Origin of the sequence: Priestia endophytica DSM 13796 (assembly GCF_900115845.1) — a bacterium.
Taxonomy (GTDB): Bacteria; Bacillota; Bacilli; order Bacillales; family Bacillaceae_H; genus Bacillus_I; species Bacillus_I endophytica.
In genome coordinates this window covers 247429-266800 of the sequence record NZ_FOXX01000001.1, presented here as the reverse complement: position 1 = coordinate 266800, position 19372 = coordinate 247429, and the positions used below count along the sequence as shown (strand labels likewise).

Below are 19372 nucleotides of genomic sequence, written 5' to 3'. Positions count from 1 at the left end.
AAGAAAGAAGTCGGAGATACTAACAAAGAAGAACAATTTCAAAAGAAAAACACATCAGGACTTTTCAAACGTAAAATGTGAACATTATAATGCAACAGAAAGCGTTTTTTTAGCCTTCAAACTGTGGGAGTAACTGGATGTTTTTTTGCATGTTTTACAATGATATAATAAATTGACAAAATTCGTCGATAGTTTGTAGAAAAAGCTAAAAAAAACAAGTAATTTAATATATAATAGAAAAAGCATCCTAAATTAGAGGGTGTAATAGTTTAGGGAACAAAAAGTAGGTGCTAGCATGTTCAAACATAAGACAGTTTTATTAGAAGAAGCAGCAGAGGGATTACATATTAAACCCGACGGCATTTATGTGGACTGTACCCTTGGTGGAGCAGGACACAGTGAATATATTTTACAACAGCTATCATCAGAAGGTCATCTTATTGCTTTTGACCAAGACGATGTAGCATTAGAAAATGCAAAAGAAAAGCTAGCTCCTTATGAAGGAAAAGTAACGTTTGTAAAAAGTAACTTCCGCTTTTTAAAAGAAAAGCTTGTAGAACTTGGCGTTACAAAAGTTGATGGAGTTCTATTTGATTTAGGCGTTTCGTCCCCACAGCTTGATACTCCTGAAAGAGGATTCAGCTATCATCATGACGCTCCGCTGGATATGCGAATGGATCAACAATCAAAGCTAAGTGCATTTGACGTTGTAAATGAATGGCCGTATGAAAAGCTTGTGAAAATTTTCTTCCAATATGGAGAAGAAAAATTTTCCAAGCAAATTGCGCGAAAAATTGAAAGTTACCGAGAAACGAAAAAAATTGAAACAACAAATGAGCTTGTAGAACTAATTAAAGAAGGAATCCCAGCTCCAGCTCGTAGAAAAGGCGGACATCCAGCAAAACGGGTGTTTCAAGCTATTCGAATTGCTGTCAACGATGAGCTTGGTGTTTTTGAAATGGCGCTTGAACAAGCAATTGAGGTTGTGAGAAAAGGCGGACGTATTAGTGTTATCACGTTCCACTCATTAGAAGACCGCATTTGTAAAGCTATGTTCAAAGAAAAAAGTTCTTTACCAGACTTGCCTCATGGATTGCCTATCATTCCAAAAGAATATGAGCCAGCATTAAAGCTGATTACAAGAAAACCAATTCTTCCGAGCGAAGAAGAGCTTACTGAAAACAATCGTGCACGCTCTGCTAAGCTACGTATAGCTGAAAAAGCAAAAGAATAAGAAGGTGCGATAAAAAAAGGGAGGGGTTGCATTGAATAATTTAGCGTATAAATTAAAAGAAAAAGAAAGAGAAGTTGTCCAGCACAAAATTAAACATGTAACAAAAAAGAAAAAAGTACGTCTTCCTTTAGGTGAAAAGCTTATTTATGTAACGTTCTGTGGGTTTATGCTGTTCGGTTCGATTCAGTTTATTTCGAATCAAGCTGCTCTATATGAGGCAAATACGAATGTGCAAAAAGTAGAAGAAAAAGTAAAAGCTCAAAAAACAGTGAATATGGATTTAAATGATCAAGTAAAAGAGCTTAGTCAATATGATCGCATTTTAGAAAAAGCTAAAAAACTGGGCTTAGAAATGAATGCAGACAATGTGAAAGTTGTGAGTGAGAAGTAATGTCGAAACAAAACAATCGATCAATACGAAAAGGAGCAGCGATATTAATTTTAATATTTGGTTCGCTCTTTTTTGTGTTAGCTGGTCGCTTTTTTTATATCGAAGTCACAGGAAAAGCAAACGGTCAGCTTTTAGCTTCACGAGCTGAGAAAGCTCATACGCATAAAAGCACAATTGAAGCTCATCGGGGCACAATTTACGATCGAAATGGTACTGCTGTTGCCGAAGATACAACAGCGTATACCGTGATTGCTATTTTGGACAAAGATTATGAAGACCATGTCAAAGATCCAGAAAAAACAGCAGAAAAACTTGCCCCTCTTCTTGATATGAAAGAAGACAAGCTGCTTTCGCTCTTAACGAGAAAAGGAGCGTTTCAGGTTGAGCTTGGTCCAGGTGGACGTAACATTAATCATGAGCTTCGGGCAAAGATTGAAAAGTTAAATCTACCTGGAATTGGATTTAAAGAGAGTTCCAAACGCTTTTATCCAAATGGGGAATTTGCTTCTCACATCATTGGATATGCTCAAAAAAATGAAAAAGGTGAAACTGTTGGAATGATGGGGATTGAAAAGCAGTTTAACGATGCTTTAACAGAAAAGGATGGCTATATGACGTATGAAAGTGATTCTACGGGCTTAAAGCTTCCTAATCCAAAAGAATCCATTGTTGCACCTAAGCAAGGAAAAGATGTGTATTTAACAATCGACCAAAAAATTCAAGTCTTTTTGGAAGAGTCAATGAGCGAAGTGCAAAAAGAGTATGAACCATCAAGTATTATTGGCATTGTGGCAAATCCTAAAACAGGCGAGATTCTGGCTATGTCAAATAGACCTGGATTTAATCCAAATCAGCGGAACATCCAGAACTTTGGAAACAGTGCTATAAGCTCTCGGTTCGAGCCTGGCTCAACAATGAAGATTTTTACCCTTTCAGCAGCTGTTGATGCAGGAGTATACAACGGAGATGAGCTGTATGAATCGGGAAGTTATAAAGTAGGCGGCAGTAAAATTGGCGACCATAACAATGGTGTTGGCTGGGGGCCTATCACATATAATGAAGGAGTACAGCGTTCTTCAAATGTCGCTTTCGCAAAGCTTGCAATGGAGAAAATCGGTCCTGATCGACTCATGGAATACTTTAAGAAATTTGGTCTTGATAAAAAGACAGGAATTAATATCCCAGGCGAAGTGGGAAGTAAATTTGTGTACAATAAACCGCTTGAACAAGTTACAACAGCATTTGGACAAGGCTCAGCTATTACAGCTATCCAGCAAATTCAAGCTGTAACGGCAGTTGCCAATGATGGAAAAATGATGAAGCCGTACGTTGTGAAAAAAGTGGTTGATTCTCAAAAAGATAAAGTGATTTCAGAAACAAAACCAGAAGTAGTAGGTAAACCAATCTCTGCTGAGTCTGCAAAAGAAGTACGTAAACTGCTTCGTACGGTTGTCACAGGCGAGCATGGAACAGGTGCTGCTTACGATATTGATGGATATGAAGTGGCAGGGAAGACAGGAACAGCACAACTTGCAGGAGAGAACGGTAAATATCTGACAGGCCGTGAAAACTATACGTTTTCATTTATGGGAATGGCTCCAGCAGATGATCCTGAATTAGTGATGTACGTTGCTGTTAAGCAACCTCATTTGAAAGCATATGAAACAGGTGGAAAGCCAGTTGCAGAAGTGTTCAATCCAACAATGCAAAAAAGTTTGCAGTATTTACAGGTGAAACCTAGTGAAGAAGAAAAAGAGAAAACAAAATCTAGTGAAACAAAGTATGGAAACACGCTAGATTCATATGTTGGTTCTTCTGTTGAGGAAGCAAAGAAAGAGTTAACAGGAAAAGGGCTATCTCCAGTTATTATTGGGAATGGAGAAACGATTGCAGAGCAGCAGCCTGCTCCGGGGTCAAGAATCATTTATGGAAACAAAGTTTTCCTACAAACAGATGGTTCGCCAACAATGCCTGATTTAACCGGGTTTTCTTACCGTGATGTGCTCGAAATTAGCGAGCTGCTTAATTTAAAGACAGCTGTTAGCGGTCACGGCTATGTAGCAAAAGGCAGTCAAAGTATTAAAAAAGGTGCCTCATTGGAAAATAAAAGTCTTTTAAGCGTGGAACTTCACTCAGCAAAGAAAGCAGCTGAAGAGAAGCGAGAAGATAGCGATGACGAACAAGAAGAATCAAGTGACAGCAACGCACCGCTTGATTAATAGATTAAAAGATTACGGTTTTTTAGTAAATCCAATGTTCTCACAAATAAGAGTGTGTAATTCTTATTTGTGGGAACTTTTGCTTGTGAACAAGCCTCCTCTGTTCGTTCTATATGAGAAAGTACAAGCATATAGTAGAGAACGAGCTTAAACGTAGGGGAGGAAACGTAATATGCGCGTGTCTGGAGTTACCGTTCGAAAGCGACTGTTAATTGTCCTTTTTGTCGGGATTCTTATCTTTTCGATTATTAACGTTCGCTTAGGATACGTTCAGTTTGTATTAGGAGATACATTAACAGAGCAAGCCAAAAGTTTGTGGAGCCGAAACATTCCGTTTGAACCAAAACGTGGTGAAATTCAAGACCGAAATGGAGTAGAGCTTGCAACAAATAAAAGCGCCCCCTCTGTTTTAATTGTTCCAAGACAAATTGAAGATCCTGTAGAGACTGCAGAAAAGCTTGCTGCTGTACTTAATATGTCAAAAGAAAAAGCATACAAGCATGTTACAAAGAAAGCAGCAAGTGAACGAATTAATCCAGAAGGGCGTAAAATCTCTCATGAAAAAGCAAAAGAAATTCGCGCGCTTGGATTAAAAGGAGTCTATATTGCGGAAGATTCTATTCGTTATTATCCATTTGGAAGCTATTTATCTCATGTATTAGGATTTGCAGGAATTGATAACCAAGGGCTAACAGGTCTTGAAGCATATTATGACAAGCAGCTTAGCGGGGAAAAAGGAGCTGTTGAATTCTATTCTGATGCAAAAGGTAAAAGAATGCCTAATATTGCAGATGACTACACGGCCCCTGTAGATGGACTGAATTTAAAGCTGACAATTGATACAAAAGTACAAACCATTTTAGAACGGGAACTTGATCTTGCTGATTCTAAATACAATCCTGATGGGATGATTGCCATTGCAATGAATCCCAAAAATGGAGAAGTTCTAGGTATGTCAAGCAGACCGGATTTTGATCCAACGAATTTTAAAAATGTATCTGCTGATGTGTACAACCGAAATTTACCGGTTTGGAGCGCGTATGAGCCCGGATCCACATTTAAAATTATTACGTTAGCTGCTGCTCTTGAAGAGAAAAAAGTAGATCTTGCTAAAGATACGTTTGTTGATGATGGATCAATTGAAGTAGGAGGCTCAACTCTTCACTGTTGGAAGAGAGGCGGACATGGTGAACAAACGTTTTTAGAAGTTGTACAAAATTCCTGTAACCCAGGTTTTGTTGAGCTTGGAGAACGTCTTGGCAAAGAGAAGCTTTTTGATTATATTAAAGACTTTGGCTTTGGACAAAAAACAGGCATTGATTTACAGGGAGAGAGCAAAGGGATTTTATTTAATCTTGACCGAGTTGGTCCTGTTGAACAAGCAACAACAGCATTTGGTCAAGGTGTATCTGTAACACCTATTCAACAAGTTGCAGCGGTTTCTGCCGCAGTGAATGGTGGTACTCTTTATACACCACATATTGCCAAAGAATGGACAGATCCTGTTACAGGAAAAGTCGTGAAAAAGCAGGCACCTGAAGCGAAGCGTAAAGTTATTTCAGAGAAAACGTCTGAGCAAATACGCTATGCACTTGAAAGCGTTGTTGCAAAAGGGTCTGGTAAAGGCGCATATGTAGAAGGGTATCGAGTTGGAGGAAAAACAGGGACAGCGCAAAAAGTAAAAGATGGGAAATATTTAGAAAACAATCATATCGTTTCTTTTATCGGCGTAGCTCCGGCGGATGACCCAGAGCTTGTTGTATATGTAGCTGTTGATAATCCAAAAGGAACTGTACAGTTTGGAGGAGTAGTAGCAGCTCCGATTGTCGGAAACATTATGGAAGATAGCTTGCGAGCAATGGGGGTTAAACCACGCAAAGATCAAATTGAAAAAGAACTAACATGGCTTGACACACCGATGATTGACACACCAGATTTAGTAGGACTAGATAAAAAAGACTTACGTGAGCAGCTTGTTGATTTAAAAATAGATGCAAGCGGAAAAGGAGATGTTGTCGTGAAACAGTCTCCAAAAGCCGGAACAAAACTTAAAGCAGGGTCTACGGTTAGAATTTATTTAGGAGAAAAATAAACTCACTGTGCAATTTTATAAAGGTTAGCGTATGCTTAGCGGATTTGGAAATGAAATTATTTCAAGAAATAAGCCTTGGGGAATTCCCCCGTGGCTTATTTTTCTGTAAAATGGGAAGAGGAATAACGCAGCTAACCCTTATATTGAGTTTGTGGACATAAAATGGTATAACAATGGTTTAGGTAAAGGAAGGTTTGAATACAATGAAACTAACAGAATTAATTAACGTTTTGCCAAAGTGGCAGTTCAACGTTACAAGTAATGAAAATCCAGAGATTACTTCTCTTAAGATGGATAGCCGAGAAGTTGAAGAAGGCTCCCTGTTCTTCTGTGTGAAAGGGTATACGGTTGACGGACATGACTATGCCAAAACAGCAGTTGAAAAAGGTGCAGTAGCTCTTGTAGCAGAACATGAGCTAGATGTTGATATTCCAGTTGTAATTGTTAAAGACACAAGACGCGTTATGGCTTTGCTTGCTAACTTTTTTTACGGACAACCAACTGAAAAGTTAAAGCTTATTGGCGTAACAGGAACAAATGGAAAAACAACAGTTACGCATTTATTAGAAGCTATTTTTCAAGAGAAAAAACAAAAAACAGGTGTTATTGGCACAATTGAGACAAGAATTGGTTCCGAAGTTTATCCTGTTCAAAATACAACTCCTGAATCGCTTGCTTTGCAAGGCATTTTTAGCAAGATGGTTGATGAAAATGTTGAAGTCGCAGCAATGGAAGTTTCATCACATGCGCTTGATTTAGGACGTGTTCACGGTTGTGATTACGATGTAGCTGTATTTACGAATTTAACGCAAGATCACCTTGATTATCATCATACAATGGAAGAGTATCGCTATGCGAAAGGTCTTCTTTTTTCTCAGCTTGGAAACCGATTTGAAGAAACGTCTCCTAAATACGCTGTCCTAAATGCTGATGATGCTTCATCAAAACTGTATGCCAAAATGACAACTGCTTTTCTACTAACGTATGGTATTCACGAAGAAAGCGACATTATGGCTCACAATATTGAAATGACAAGTAGCGGAACAACATTTGAGCTTGTGACGCCTCTTGGAAATAAGACAATGCACGTTAATTTAATTGGTGAGTTTAGCATTTATAATATTTTAGCTGCAGCATCGGCCGCGTTTGCGCTTAATGTAGATTTAGAAACAATTGTAGCAGCTCTTTCTAAAGTAAAAGGCGTTGACGGTCGTTTTGAAGTTGTAAATGGAGGACAAGACTATACAGTTATTGTCGATTATGCTCATACGCCGGATAGTTTAGAAAATGTGTTAAAAACGGTCAAACAATTTGCCGAGCAAAATATATATGTTATTGTTGGGTGTGGTGGAGACCGAGATAAAACAAAACGTCCAATCATGGCAAATGTGGCTGTGTCATATAGTACAGAAGCAATCTTTACTTCTGACAACCCGAGAAGTGAAGATCCAAAAGAAATTCTAAACGATATGACAACAGAGCTCACAGAAGAAAACTTTACAACAATTGAAGACCGTCGTGAAGCAATTCAGTACGCCATCAACAAAGCGCAGGCTAAAGATGTTATCGTAATTGCTGGTAAAGGTCATGAAACGTATCAAATTATCGGTGGAACTGTTAATGACTTTGATGATCGCAAAGTTGCACTAGAATCTATTGAAAGCAAAACGAAGCAGGCATAAACCCTAGATCTGTTTTTTTGATGTTAAGAGGAGGAAATCACGTGTTTGAGCAATTGATATTAGTAACAATTTTGGTGGGGTTTTTAGTAACGGCGGTTTGTTCCCCTTTCTTCATTCCGTTTTTAAGACGTTTGAAGTTTGGTCAAAGCATTCGTGATGAGGGACCAAAATCACACCAGAAAAAAGCTGGAACGCCAACGATGGGCGGAATTATGATCTTACTTTCCATCGTGATCACAACACTTGTGATGACAAATATTTATCTAGAACCAACAGTTGAAACATTCTTACTTCTATTTGTAACAATTGGCTTTGGTTTATTAGGCTTTTTAGATGACTTTATTAAAGTTGTCCTAAAGCGTAACTTAGGATTAACGTCAAAGCAGAAACTGCTTGGACAAATTGTTATTTCCGTTATTTTTTACATTGTAGCGCGTTCAGCTAATCTATCAACGGCGGTTAATATTCCGGGTACAGATGTAGAAATCGAGCTTGGTATTTTTTATGTTATCTTTCTAATTATTTGGCTTGTTGGATTTTCAAATGCCGTAAACTTAACAGACGGACTTGACGGTCTTGTATCTGGAACAGGAGCGATTGCATTTGGAGCTTTTGCTGTGCTTGCTTGGTATGCAGGGCAGTTTAACGTAGCTATTTTCTCTGTAGCTGTTGTTGGAGCTTTACTTGGCTTCTTAGTTTTTAACGCTTACCCGGCAAAAGTGTTTATGGGAGATACAGGTTCACTAGCGCTTGGAGGAGCTATTGCGACAATTGCAATTTTAATTAACGCTGAAATTCTACTCATTATTATCGGAGGCGTATTTGTTATTGAGACGCTATCTGTTATTATTCAAGTTATTTCATTTAAAACGACAGGACGACGCATCTTTAAAATGAGTCCGCTTCATCACCACTATGAGCTTAGCGGGTGGAGCGAATGGCGCGTTGTTATGACGTTCTGGACAGTTGGTTTACTATTTGCGATTTTAGGCATTTACATTGAGGTGTGGATTTAAGTGAAAACAATCAAAACATATGAAAATCAAAATGTGATTATTTTAGGATTAGCCAAAAGTGGGCTAGCCGCTTCTAAACTTCTACATAGACTTGGAGCTAATGTAACGGTAACAGACCGTACAGAACCAGAAGAAGAAGTAAAAAGAGAACTAGAAAAAGAGGGGATCTCTTCTGTATTTGGAGAGCACCCTCTATCCCTTTTAGATAATGCTTATATGGTTGTGAAAAATCCTGGAATTCCATATCGTATTCCTTTTCTCCAAGAAGCTTTAAAAAGAGAAATTCCGGTTATTACAGAAGTTGAGTTGAGCTATGAGCTGTCGGAAGCTCCAATTATCGGAATTACGGGAAGCAATGGGAAAACAACGACAACAACACTCATTTATGAGATTTTAGCAGCAGCCCAAAAAGAACCCCTTATTGCAGGCAATATTGGAACAGTTTCTTGTGAGGTTGGAGCTAAAGCAGAAAAAGACCAAGTTATTGTTACAGAGCTTTCATCTTTTCAGCTTATGGGAATACGAGAATACAAGCCTAAGATAGCTGTATTATTAAACATTTTTGATGCTCATTTAGACTATCACTCTTCAAAAGAGGAATATGTTGAAGCGAAATTTAATTTATTTAGCCATCAAGATGAAGAAGATTATGCCGTTATCAATGCTGATGACCCTGTCGTTTCTGCTAACTTCGGGAGTATCAAATCAAAAGTTGTGCCTTTTTCACGTCATAAAGACCTGAAAGAGGGAGCTTATTTATCAGGAAATAAACTGATGTTCCAAGAAGAGGAGATTATCAGTTGGGATGATGTTTTATTAAAAGGAGAGCACAATATTGAAAATGTTTTAGCAGCGATTGCTACATGCAAGCTTTACGGAGCAAGCACAGAAGCGATTGTGAGTGTTTTGAAAACATTTACAGGTGTTAAACATCGAATGCAGTATGTTACAAATATTCAGGGCAGAGCGTTTTATAATGATTCAAAAGCAACGAATATTTTAGCAACAAAGGCGGCACTTTCTGGTTTTAAAGAGAACGTCATTTTATTAGCTGGCGGTCTTGATCGTGGAAATGGATTTGAAGATTTAGAAGATGCGCTCTCATGTGTAAAAGCGCTTGTCACATTTGGAGAAACAGCGCCAAAGCTTGAAGAATCTGCAAAAAATGTAGGAATACAAACAATCAAACGTGTCGATAATGTAGAGAAGGCTGTTGCAGCAGCATATAAACTGTCAGAAGAAGGAGACGTTATTCTTTTATCACCTGCATGCGCAAGTTGGGATCAGTTTAAAACTTTTGAAGAGCGTGGTGACATGTTTATTAATTGCGTGCATAAGCTAAAATAGGAGCTTGTCTCAAAAACTGTTCACACCTTAGGAAGAAGCTCTGAATTCTTGTAGTCAGAGGTGTGCTACATTGTCAACTAAAAAAACAACGCCAGATTTCATTTTAATTGTATTAACTCTTTCATTGCTTACAATTGGACTCATTATGGTGTACAGTGCAAGTGCTGTATGGGCTTCGTACAAGTTTGATGATTCGTTCTTTTTTGCTAAGAGACAGCTATTGTTTGCAGGGCTTGGGGTATGTGCCATGTTTGTTATTATGAACATTGATTACTGGACATGGCGGAAGTGGTCAAAATCCCTTATTATCATTTGCTTTGTGCTTCTTGTACTTGTTCTCGTTCCTGGAGTAGGGATGACGCGAAACGGCTCTACAAGCTGGATTGGCGTTGGAGCTTTTTCCATTCAGCCTTCAGAGTTCATGAAGCTTGCGATGATTGCGTTTCTTTCCAAATATCTAGCAGATAATCAAAAGAAGATCACTTCTTTTAAGAAAGGACTAATGCCTTCTCTTGGGCTCGTCTTTCTAGCATTTGGCATCATTATGCTTCAGCCTGACTTAGGGACTGGAACAGTAATGGTTGGAACATGTATTGTAATGATTTTTGTAGCGGGAGCCCGAATTAGTCATTTTGCTTATTTAGGACTTGTTGGGGTAGCAGGCTTTGTTGCTCTTGTTGCATCTGCACCGTATCGCATCAAGCGAATTACGTCTTTCCTTGATCCTTGGGAAGATCCGCTAGGAAGTGGATTTCAGGTTATCCAATCACTCTATGCCATCGGGCCAGGCGGCTTGCTTGGGATGGGACTTGGACAAAGTCGACAAAAGTTCTTTTACTTGCCAGAACCTCAAACAGATTTCATTTTTGCTATCTTAGCAGAAGAGCTTGGTTTCATTGGAGGCTCGATTGTGCTCATCCTGTTTGCTCTCCTTCTATGGAGAGGAGTAAGGATAGCGCTTGGAGCTCCTGACTTGTACGGGAGTTTCCTAGCTATTGGGGTTATTTCAATGGTTGCTATACAAGTCATGATTAATATTGGGGTTGTAACAAATTTAATTCCTGTCACAGGGATTACGCTACCGTTTTTAAGCTATGGAGGATCTTCCTTAACACTTATGCTAGCAGCTGTTGGAGTGCTGCTAAACGTTAGTCGACATTCTCGTTACTAAAAAAGAACTGCTACAATTGTAGCAGTTCTTTTTTTTCTATCTCTTATTATTTTTGGTAAAATAGTTAGGAATGTCTCTATAATAGAAATTTCATGCAATAATAGAAGAGAAAATGTTTAAAAAACGTAAATTTCATATCATCTATGTAATATAATTTTATGGTATGATTTAAAAAGTTGTGCAGATGAGGTGAAAGATATGAAAGTAATCGTAAGTGGAGGGGGAACGGGTGGTCATATTTACCCGGCTTTAGCCCTTATTAGAGAAATTCAAAAACAAGAAACTAATACAGAAGTCTTATATATAGGCTCAGAAAAAGGACTTGAAAGCGATATTGTGAAAAGAGCAGGTATTCCTTTTCGAGCAATTGAAATTTCAGGGTTTAAGAGAAAGCTATCTTTTGATAACGTAAAAACAGTAGCCCGCTTTTTAAAGGGTGTATCTAAAAGTAAAAAGTATATTAAAGAATTTAAACCAGATGTTGTAATTGGAACAGGAGGATACGTGTGTGGCCCTGTTGTTTATGCTGCTTCAAAGCTTGGGGTTCCAACAGTTATTCATGAACAAAACAGCGTTCCAGGTTTAACAAATAAGTTTTTAAGCAAGTATGTAGATAAAGTAGCTGTATGCTTTGAACAGGCAGAAGCTTTTTTCCCTAGTGAAAAAGTGGTTATGACAGGAAATCCCCGTGCTTCTGAAGTACTTAATCAGGACGGAATAAAAGGAAAAAAAGATGTTGGTCTTAGTTTAAATAAGAAAAGTGTACTTATTGTGGGAGGAAGCCGAGGAGCTCGCCCAATTAATGATGCACTGTTAAGCGTTATAAAGGAAGCGGGTCAAAAACCGTACGAGTTTTTATACGTGACAGGTGATGTGCACTATGAGCGAGTTGTGAAGCAGCTTGAAGAAGCAGGAGCGCAAGGAAATGTTATTGTTAAGCCTTTCTTACATAACATGCCAGAAGTGCTTTCTGGCGTTGATTTGATTGTAGCAAGAGCAGGAGCAACAACTCTTTCAGAAATTACTGCGTTAGGACTTCCGAGCATTTTAGTCCCAAGTCCGTATGTAACAAATAACCATCAGGAAAAAAATGCGCGTGCACTAAGCGACAATGATGCAGCAACGCTTTGCTTAGAAGCTGATTTAACAGGCGAACGCTTGCTTGAGTCCATTGATGAAATTTTACTTAATGAGCAAAAGCTGAAAGATATGAGAGCTGCATCGAAAAAGTTAGGTATGCCACATGCAGCAACCGTTCTTTATGAGCTTTTGAAGAACTTGACAAAATAACTTTTGTCACCTTTAATAAAATGGTCAAAATCACTATTAGGTCAATACCCACATATAATAAAGTGGACGTATATAGCTAGATAAATGTAGGAGGATTCTATGGAACGGTTAGTGCAAGAACTAAAAGAAAACAATGTAGGAAAAGTGCTTCAACATGAGCCTCTCGCACATCATACAACGCTTAAAATTGGCGGCCCTGCGGAGCTCTTTATTGAGCCAAATAGCGTTCAAGGTCTTGAGAAAGCAATGACTCTTATTAAGGAACATAACATTCCATGGCGAGCAATTGGTCGCGGCTCTAACTTGCTTGTGTCTGATGAAGGAATTAAAGGAGCAGTTATTAAGCTTGGTCGAGATATTAGCGATCTTACAGTTGAGGGAACAAAAGTAAAAGTTGGAGGAGGATACTCCATTGTCGCACTTGCAACACAGCTAAGCCGTAAAGGGCTTACAGGGCTCGAGTTTGCTGCGGGAATTCCAGGCTCTGTAGGCGGCGCTGTCTACATGAATGCAGGAGCCCACGGTTCTGATATGTCCAAGATACTGGAAAAAGCGCTTGTTTTATTTGAAGATGGAACAATTGAATGGTTAACAAACGATGAACTTCAGTTTTCATATCGCCACTCTATTCTTCAAAACGAACGTCCTGGTATTTGTATCCAGGCTGTATTATCTCTTGAAGAAGGAAATCGCGAGGCAATTGTTGAAAAAATTCAAAAGAACAAAGACTATCGTAAAGAAACGCAGCCATGGAATTTTCCCTGTGCAGGAAGTATTTTCAGAAATCCGCTTCCAAACTATGCAGGAGAGCTCATTGAAAAGAATGGCTTAAAAGGATATGAAATCGGTGGAGCAAAAGTAAGTGACCTTCATGCGAACTTTATTGTGAATACAGGAAATGCAACAGCACAGGATGTTGTTGATCTTATCAAGTATATTCAAAAGACAATAAAAGAAAAAGAAGGCATTGAAATGCACACAGAAGTTGAAATTGTGAGCTAAATCATTTACCGTAGCAAAAGGAACAAAGACATGAGAAAAGCTGTTTGAAAGTGTGAAAGAAAGGGAAAGTGAGTAATTGGCTTTCCCTTATATCGCAAATTAGAGGGATGCAACATTTTAATTCTTTTGATCACTTGAAGAAAGTGGTCTTTTTCCTTGCTCTAATAAAAGGAACAAAACACAATCATCTTCTTACACGTACGAAGAATCGATTGCGAGAATATCGTTTTTAGGCGTGCTGTATGTGCTATAATGTTAGTAATATGTACAGGCTCTTGCTTGTATGACTAAGCTATATAGGGTGAATGAAAATGGATAAACGCAAAGTAGTAAATTTGGAAGATCGTTTACCTAAGCTAAAGGAACAAAGAAAATCAAGAGCTAATCGGAGACTTATTATATATATGTCCGTTTTTTTTATCCTGATCTTGTTTATTCTTTACACACAGTCGTCGCTTAGTAACGTGGCTAAGATTAACGTCGAAGGAAACGAGTACACATCCAAAAAAGAAATTATTAAAGCGAGCGATTTATCAACACATACGAGCTTTTTTAGCGTTGATTCAGATGATGTTAGCAAAAAAATTAAAGAAAATACGCAAATTAAGAGTGCTTCTGTTGAGAAGGCTTTTCCTAACAAAATCAATATTCATGTAAAAGAGTATGATCGTGTTGCTTACGTAGCTGATGACGGAAAATTTATCCCTATCTTAGAAAACGGAGAGATCTTAAAATCTAATCAAGGGGAAGATACCCATGGGGATGCACCGCTCTTAGTAGGTTGGACTAATGGCGAACGTTTGGAAGAAATGATCAAAGAACTGATTAAAATTCCAGACAGCATTGCACATTCAATTTCAGAAATTGAGTATACCCCAACAGATGTAAACAAAATGTTTATCACGCTTTATATGAATGACGGTTTTGAAGTAACGGCAAATATTGAAGATTTATCAAAGAAAATTTTAGCTTATCCACAAATCGTTAGTGAGTTAGGACCAGAAGCGGCAGGAGTTATTGATTTCGAAGTATATGATGGACTTTACGATCCATACTTTAAAGACGATAAAAAAGAAGATGAAGCAGAAGAAGCTCAGTAGGAAAAGTGAAACCTTTTAAAGGGAGTATCGTTCTATAATTAGCTCGTTATAATTACTGTTTCAAAGGGAACAAAATAGGTGAAGAGAGCTGGGAAAATGCGGTAGATTTATTTTTCGGTGTTTTTTACTCTTTCTTTGTTTTATAATACCCAATTGGGCGTAAGTTACACTTTTCTAGCGGTTCATATTAGTGTAGACTAATATTTAATAGGTTTACGAATCTTTTACATTCAATAAATAGTAAATTCTTGTTATGATCGAACTCTATTAAAAATAACGGTTATTTAAACAAAAAAGATAAAAAAATTCAATTCACAAAAGGGAAAAAGAGCTATATGTTGAATAGTTTCATATGATAAATATAATTGTTGTTCTCCTAAAAAAGTAGGATTGAAGTGTTAAGGGAGGTGCCAGAGAATGAACAGCAATGAGATTTTCGTAAGTCTTGACATCGGTACATCCAGTGTGAAAGTAATCATCGGTGAAATGAGTGATGATTCACTAAATATCATTGGTGTTGGAAACGTGGAATCTAGTGGACTTAAAAAAGGGTCGATTGTTGATATAGATGAAACCGTTCATTCGATAAAGAAGGCTGTCCAACAAGCAGAGCGTATGGTAGGTATGGAGATTCATCGCGTTGTTGTTGGCGTTAGCGGAAACCATGTAAGATTACAAGAGTGTCACGGAGTTGTAGCTGTTTCAAGCGAGAATCGGGAAATTATGAATAGCGATATTGCACGTGTTATTGACGCAGCGCAAGTTATGTCTATTCCTCCTGACCGTGAGATTATCGATGTTATTCCAAGACAGTTCATTGTAGACGGACTAGAAGGGATTACAGATCCTAGAGGAATGCTAGGTGTTCGTCTTGAGATGGAAGGCACGATTATTACGGGATCGAAGACCGTGTTACATAACTTTTTACGCTGTGTAGAAAGAGCAGGACTTGAGATTACGGATATTTGCTTGCAACCATTAGCAGCAGGTTCAATTGCTCTTTCTCGGGATGAAAAAAACCTTGGTGTCGCAATGATTGATATGGGAGGCGGCTCAACAACCGTTTCTGTTTTCAGCAAAGGACACTTACAAGCTACAGGAATTATTCCAATCGGTGGGGAACATATCACAAAAGACCTTTCAATTGGTCTTAGAACTTCAACAGAAGATGCAGAAAAAATTAAGCGTGCTCACGGTCATGGATTTTATGATCATGCATCAGAAGAAGAAGTATTTAGTGTACCCATCATTGGAAGCGATCAACATCAGCAGTTCAATCAACTGGAAATCGCTGATATTATCGAAGCGAGACTAGAGGAAATCTTTGATATGGTTGTTCAGGAAGTAAACAATTTAGGATTCAAAGATGTTCCAGGAGGATATGTACTAACAGGTGGTGTTGCTTCTATGCCAGGAGTTCTTGAACTGGCAGAAGTGGTGCTTGAAAACAATGTAAGACTTGCAATGCCTGATTACATTGGAGTAAGAGAACCACATTTTACAACAGGTGTTGGCCTAATAAAGTTCGCCTATAAAAATGCAAAAATTCAAGGACGGGATATTAGTACACCTATTCAAGAAGAGATGGTTGAGGAAGAAATAATGACTCCTCAACAGCCAAAACCAAAACCAAACGCAAAAATAAACTCAAACTCAAACTCAAACTTAAATTCAAAGCAAAAGCCGAAAAATGAAAAGAACTTATCAAATCGGATGAAACGATTTTTCGGATATTTCTTTGATTAAAAGCAACGTAATGTCTAGAATTAGGAGGAACTTAAGATGTTGGAATTTGATACAAATGTGGATCAATTAGCAACAATAAAGGTTATCGGTGTAGGTGGCGGCGGTAATAACGCTGTAAACCGCATGATTGAACACGGTGTACAAGGTGTAGAATTTATTGCTGTTAACACAGATTCTCAAGCCTTAAATCTATCAAAAGCAGAAGTGAAAATGCAAATCGGTGCAAAGTTAACGAGAGGATTAGGTGCTGGAGCTAATCCTGAAGTTGGTAAAAAAGCAGCGGAAGAAAGTAAAGAGCAAATTCAAGAAGCGTTAAGAGGCGCTGACATGGTATTTGTTACAGCTGGTATGGGCGGTGGAACAGGAACAGGTGCTGCTCCTGTTATCGCTCAAATCGCCAAAGAAGAAGGTGCTTTAACAGTTGGTGTTGTAACACGTCCATTTACGTTTGAAGGAAAAAAACGTGCAACACAAGCTGCAGGCGGTATTCAATCTATGAAAGAAGCGGTAGATACGCTAATTGTTATTCCAAATGACCGTCTTCTTGAAATCGTTGATAAAAACACGCCAATGCTTGAAGCATTCCGTGAAGCAGATAACGTACTTCGTCAAGGTGTACAAGGTATCTCGGATTTAATTGCTGTTCCTGGTCTTATCAACTTAGACTTTGCAGACGTAAAAACAATTATGTCTAACAGAGGATCTGCTTTAATGGGAATCGGAATTGCAACAGGAGAAAATCGTGCAGCGGAAGCAGCGAAAAAAGCGATTTCAAGTCCGCTTCTTGAAACATCTATTGATGGAGCGCAAGGGGTTCTAATGAACATTACAGGTGGAACAAACTTAAGCCTTTATGAAGTCCAAGAATCTGCTGATATTGTTGCTTCTGCATCAGATCAAGAAGTAAACATGATTTTCGGATCGGTTATCAATGAAAGTTTAAAAGATGAGATTGTTGTTACAGTTATTGCGACAGGGTTTGATGATTCAAATCTTACAAAAGCAGCACAGCAATCACGTCCCCCACTATCGCAAAAATATGAGCGTGAACAGCCGAAGCGTGAGCCTTTAAAACGCGAGCCTGCGCCAAAGCGTGAAGAACAGCCAACTTCTCAACAAGAGTACAGCCGTCCTTCTTCACAGCCATCTCAATCTGATGATGCGCTAGATATTCCGACATTCTTACGAAACCGCAATCGTCGTCGTTAAGCATAAAATGAAAAATCCCGAGAGGAAATCCTCTCGGGATTTTTTTATTTGAGAAGAAAACAAAATGAGCAAAAAAACGTCAAAATTACTTCTTTCTCTCATCATGAACTGACAGACTTTGGTGGGACAGTGTTTTATACTAATTCATAACAAAAGAAGAATAAGAGGGAGGAGTGGAACAGAGTTGGCCATTTATCTTGATTTAATATGGCTACTAAACTTTCTATTTGATGCGCTACTTCTGCTGCTTTGTGCGGTTCTTTTAAAGAGGCCATTTAAATGGTGGAGATTGCTTCTTGGAGCTTTTATTGGATCATTGATTGTCATTCTTTTGTTTACAGATGTAGCTCCTTTTGTAGAACACTATGGAGGAAAACTCGCTTTTTCGGTTGTAATGGTACTTGTTGCTTTTGGTTTCGTTCGCCTCCGCTACTTGATTGAGAGTTTATTAACATTCTATTTTGCTACTTTTACGGTTGGAGGAGGATTGATGGGTCTTCACTTTATGTTCTCAGACACGCTTATTTTCCAAGCTGCTGCAGCTCCTCACTCAGCAAGCTTTGGAGATCCTGTAAGTTGGGTTTTTATTGTTCTCACATTCCCTGTTCTTTTTTATTTTTCCAAAAAGAGAGTGGAAGGATTGCAAACGAGAAAAGTGCTTTATGATGAATTGATTCCAGTGACAATTCATATTAATGGACAAAGAGTAGAGGCAAAAGGGCTGATTGACAGCGGAAACCAGCTTACAGAGCCGTTGACAAAAACGCCTGTTATGATTGCTGTAAAAGAGCTAATGAGTGAAATTGTACCTTCGAAGCTTCTTGAGTTAACATCAAGTCTTGATGAAGATCATCTTTATGATGAACTACCTGTAGAATGGACAAACCGTATTCGCTTTGTTCCGTACAGAAGTGTTGGTAGTTCGAGTCAGCTGTTGTTAGCTTTAAAGCCTGACTTTGTAACATTTCAATATCAAGATGAAGAAATGAAAGTAAAACGAGTGCTCGTTGGCATAAGTCCTGTCGAGCTTTCACCTGAAAAAGCGTACGAGTGTATTGTTCATCCAAAAATGATTGTTGTATCAAACGTTTCTTAATTTGAGAGAAGAAAGGGGCAGAAAAATGGCTACATATAAAATTCGCTTGCGATTATGGTGGTACAAACTCTTAATTAAGCTTGGTTTAAAAACGGATGAAGTATACTATATTGGGGGAAGCGAAGCACTACCGCCTCCACTTTCTAAGGAAGAAGAAGCTGTTTTGCTTACAAAGCTTCCGAATGGAGATGAAGCAGCCCGTTCGATTCTTATTGAACGTAACTTGCGGCTTGTTGTGTATATTGCTCGTAAATTTGAAAATACGGGGATAAATATTGAAGACTTAATAAGCATTGGGACAATTGGCCTTATTAAAGCAGTTAACACATTTAATCCCGAAAAGAAAATCAAGCTTGCCACATATGCTTCACGCTGTATTGAAAACGAAATTCTTATGTATTTGCGACGCAATAATAAGCTTCGTTCAGAAGTATCGTTTGATGAACCATTAAATATTGATTGGGACGGTAATGAGCTTCTTCTCTCTGATATTTTAGGAACAGAAGATGATATTATTACAAAGGATTTGGAAGCAACAGTTGATCGGAAACTGCTTTTAAAAGCTCTTCATCAATTAACTGATCGAGAAAAACAAATTATGGAACTTCGCTTTGGTTTAAGAGGAGATGAAGAGAAAACTCAAAAAGACGTTGCTGATATGCTGGGAATTTCACAGTCCTATATTTCAAGACTTGAGAAGCGGATAATTAAAAGATTGCAAAAAGAATTTAATAAAATGGTGTAGCGAGAAGGAATTAAGCCTTCTCGCTTTTCTTT

Annotated in this window: 15 protein-coding genes; all 15 read left to right on the top strand. The window is 38.3% G+C overall.

The window, feature by feature from the left end:
• The first annotated feature begins 295 nt into the window (after positions 1–295).
• The 15 genes from rsmH (at position 296) to sigE (ending at position 19340) form a co-directional block, all read left to right on the top strand.
• The gene (rsmH, locus tag BM012_RS01285; protein WP_061801793.1) at positions 296–1234 is read left to right on the top strand and encodes a 16S rRNA (cytosine(1402)-N(4))-methyltransferase RsmH; all 939 of its coding nucleotides are present in this window, start codon (positions 296–298) and stop codon (positions 1232–1234) included.
• A gap of 31 nt (positions 1235–1265) precedes the next feature.
• Positions 1266–1625, top strand: a complete 360-nt coding sequence (gene ftsL, locus BM012_RS01280; RefSeq protein ID WP_061801792.1) for a cell division protein FtsL — start codon at positions 1266–1268, stop codon at positions 1623–1625.
• Positions 1625–3844: a penicillin-binding protein gene (locus tag BM012_RS01275; protein ID WP_061801791.1), complete on the top strand. Its 2220-nt coding sequence runs from the start codon at positions 1625–1627 to the stop codon at positions 3842–3844. Before ftsL ends, BM012_RS01275 begins: the two co-directional genes overlap by 1 nt.
• A 172-nt stretch (positions 3845–4016) precedes the next feature.
• Entirely contained in the window at positions 4017–5936 is a 1920-nt protein-coding gene (locus tag BM012_RS01270; protein WP_061801790.1) for a stage V sporulation protein D, read from the top strand.
• Between the two features lie 203 nt (positions 5937–6139).
• Positions 6140–7618 (top strand): UDP-N-acetylmuramoyl-L-alanyl-D-glutamate--2,6-diaminopimelate ligase, encoded by a 1479-nt coding sequence (locus BM012_RS01265; protein ID WP_061801789.1) that lies wholly within the window; start codon positions 6140–6142, stop codon positions 7616–7618.
• 41 nt (positions 7619–7659) lie between these two features.
• Positions 7660–8634, top strand: a complete 975-nt coding sequence (gene mraY, locus BM012_RS01260) for a phospho-N-acetylmuramoyl-pentapeptide-transferase (RefSeq protein WP_019391725.1) — start codon at positions 7660–7662, stop codon at positions 8632–8634.
• Positions 8635–9981 carry a UDP-N-acetylmuramoyl-L-alanine--D-glutamate ligase gene (gene murD, locus BM012_RS01255; RefSeq protein ID WP_061801788.1) on the top strand — a complete coding sequence of 449 codons (1347 nt, stop codon included), beginning with the start codon at positions 8635–8637 and terminating at the stop codon, positions 9979–9981.
• A gap of 70 nt (positions 9982–10051) precedes the next feature.
• A complete protein-coding gene (gene spoVE / locus BM012_RS01250) occupies positions 10052–11152 on the top strand; it encodes a stage V sporulation protein E (RefSeq protein WP_040056699.1) in 1101 nt (366 codons plus the stop codon).
• 198 nt (positions 11153–11350) lie between these two features.
• Positions 11351–12442, top strand: a complete 1092-nt coding sequence (gene murG, locus BM012_RS01245; RefSeq protein ID WP_061801787.1) for an undecaprenyldiphospho-muramoylpentapeptide beta-N-acetylglucosaminyltransferase — start codon at positions 11351–11353, stop codon at positions 12440–12442.
• 99 nt (positions 12443–12541) lie between these two features.
• Positions 12542–13444, top strand: coding sequence for a UDP-N-acetylmuramate dehydrogenase (murB, locus tag BM012_RS01240; RefSeq protein WP_061801786.1), 903 nt, complete (start codon positions 12542–12544; stop codon positions 13442–13444).
• A 311-nt stretch (positions 13445–13755) separates the two neighbouring features.
• Entirely contained in the window at positions 13756–14544 is a 789-nt protein-coding gene (locus tag BM012_RS01235) for a cell division protein FtsQ/DivIB (protein WP_061801785.1), read from the top strand.
• Positions 14545–14961: 417 nt separating this feature from the next.
• Entirely contained in the window at positions 14962–16290 is a 1329-nt protein-coding gene (gene ftsA / locus BM012_RS01230; protein ID WP_061801784.1) for a cell division protein FtsA, read from the top strand.
• Positions 16291–16326: 36 nt separating this feature from the next.
• Positions 16327–17499, top strand: a complete 1173-nt coding sequence (gene ftsZ, locus BM012_RS01225; protein WP_019391732.1) for a cell division protein FtsZ — start codon at positions 16327–16329, stop codon at positions 17497–17499.
• A gap of 184 nt (positions 17500–17683) precedes the next feature.
• Positions 17684–18595: a sigma-E processing peptidase SpoIIGA gene (gene spoIIGA, locus BM012_RS01220; RefSeq protein ID WP_061801783.1), complete on the top strand. Its 912-nt coding sequence runs from the start codon at positions 17684–17686 to the stop codon at positions 18593–18595.
• A 25-nt stretch (positions 18596–18620) separates the two neighbouring features.
• Positions 18621–19340 (top strand): RNA polymerase sporulation sigma factor SigE, encoded by a 720-nt coding sequence (gene sigE / locus BM012_RS01215; protein WP_019391734.1) that lies wholly within the window; start codon positions 18621–18623, stop codon positions 19338–19340.
• Positions 19341–19372 lie beyond the last annotated feature (32 nt).

Bases quoted from the DNA above. Each gene is read 5' to 3' on its own strand.
- rsmH (WP_061801793.1), top strand. From the start codon at position 296: ATGTTCAAACATAAGACAGTTTTATTAGAAGAAGCAGCAGAGGGATTA.
- BM012_RS01275 (WP_061801791.1), top strand. From the start codon at position 1,625: ATGTCGAAACAAAACAATCGATCAATACGAAAAGGAGCAGCGATATTA.
- BM012_RS01270 (WP_061801790.1), top strand. From the start codon at position 4,017: ATGCGCGTGTCTGGAGTTACCGTTCGAAAGCGACTGTTAATTGTCCTT.
- BM012_RS01265 (WP_061801789.1), top strand. From the start codon at position 6,140: ATGAAACTAACAGAATTAATTAACGTTTTGCCAAAGTGGCAGTTCAAC.
- murG (WP_061801787.1), top strand. From the start codon at position 11,351: ATGAAAGTAATCGTAAGTGGAGGGGGAACGGGTGGTCATATTTACCCG.
- murB (WP_061801786.1), top strand. From the start codon at position 12,542: ATGGAACGGTTAGTGCAAGAACTAAAAGAAAACAATGTAGGAAAAGTG.
- BM012_RS01235 (WP_061801785.1), top strand. From the start codon at position 13,756: ATGGATAAACGCAAAGTAGTAAATTTGGAAGATCGTTTACCTAAGCTA.
- ftsA (WP_061801784.1), top strand. From the start codon at position 14,962: ATGAACAGCAATGAGATTTTCGTAAGTCTTGACATCGGTACATCCAGT.
- ftsZ (WP_019391732.1), top strand. From the start codon at position 16,327: ATGTTGGAATTTGATACAAATGTGGATCAATTAGCAACAATAAAGGTT.
- sigE (WP_019391734.1), top strand. From the start codon at position 18,621: ATGGCTACATATAAAATTCGCTTGCGATTATGGTGGTACAAACTCTTA.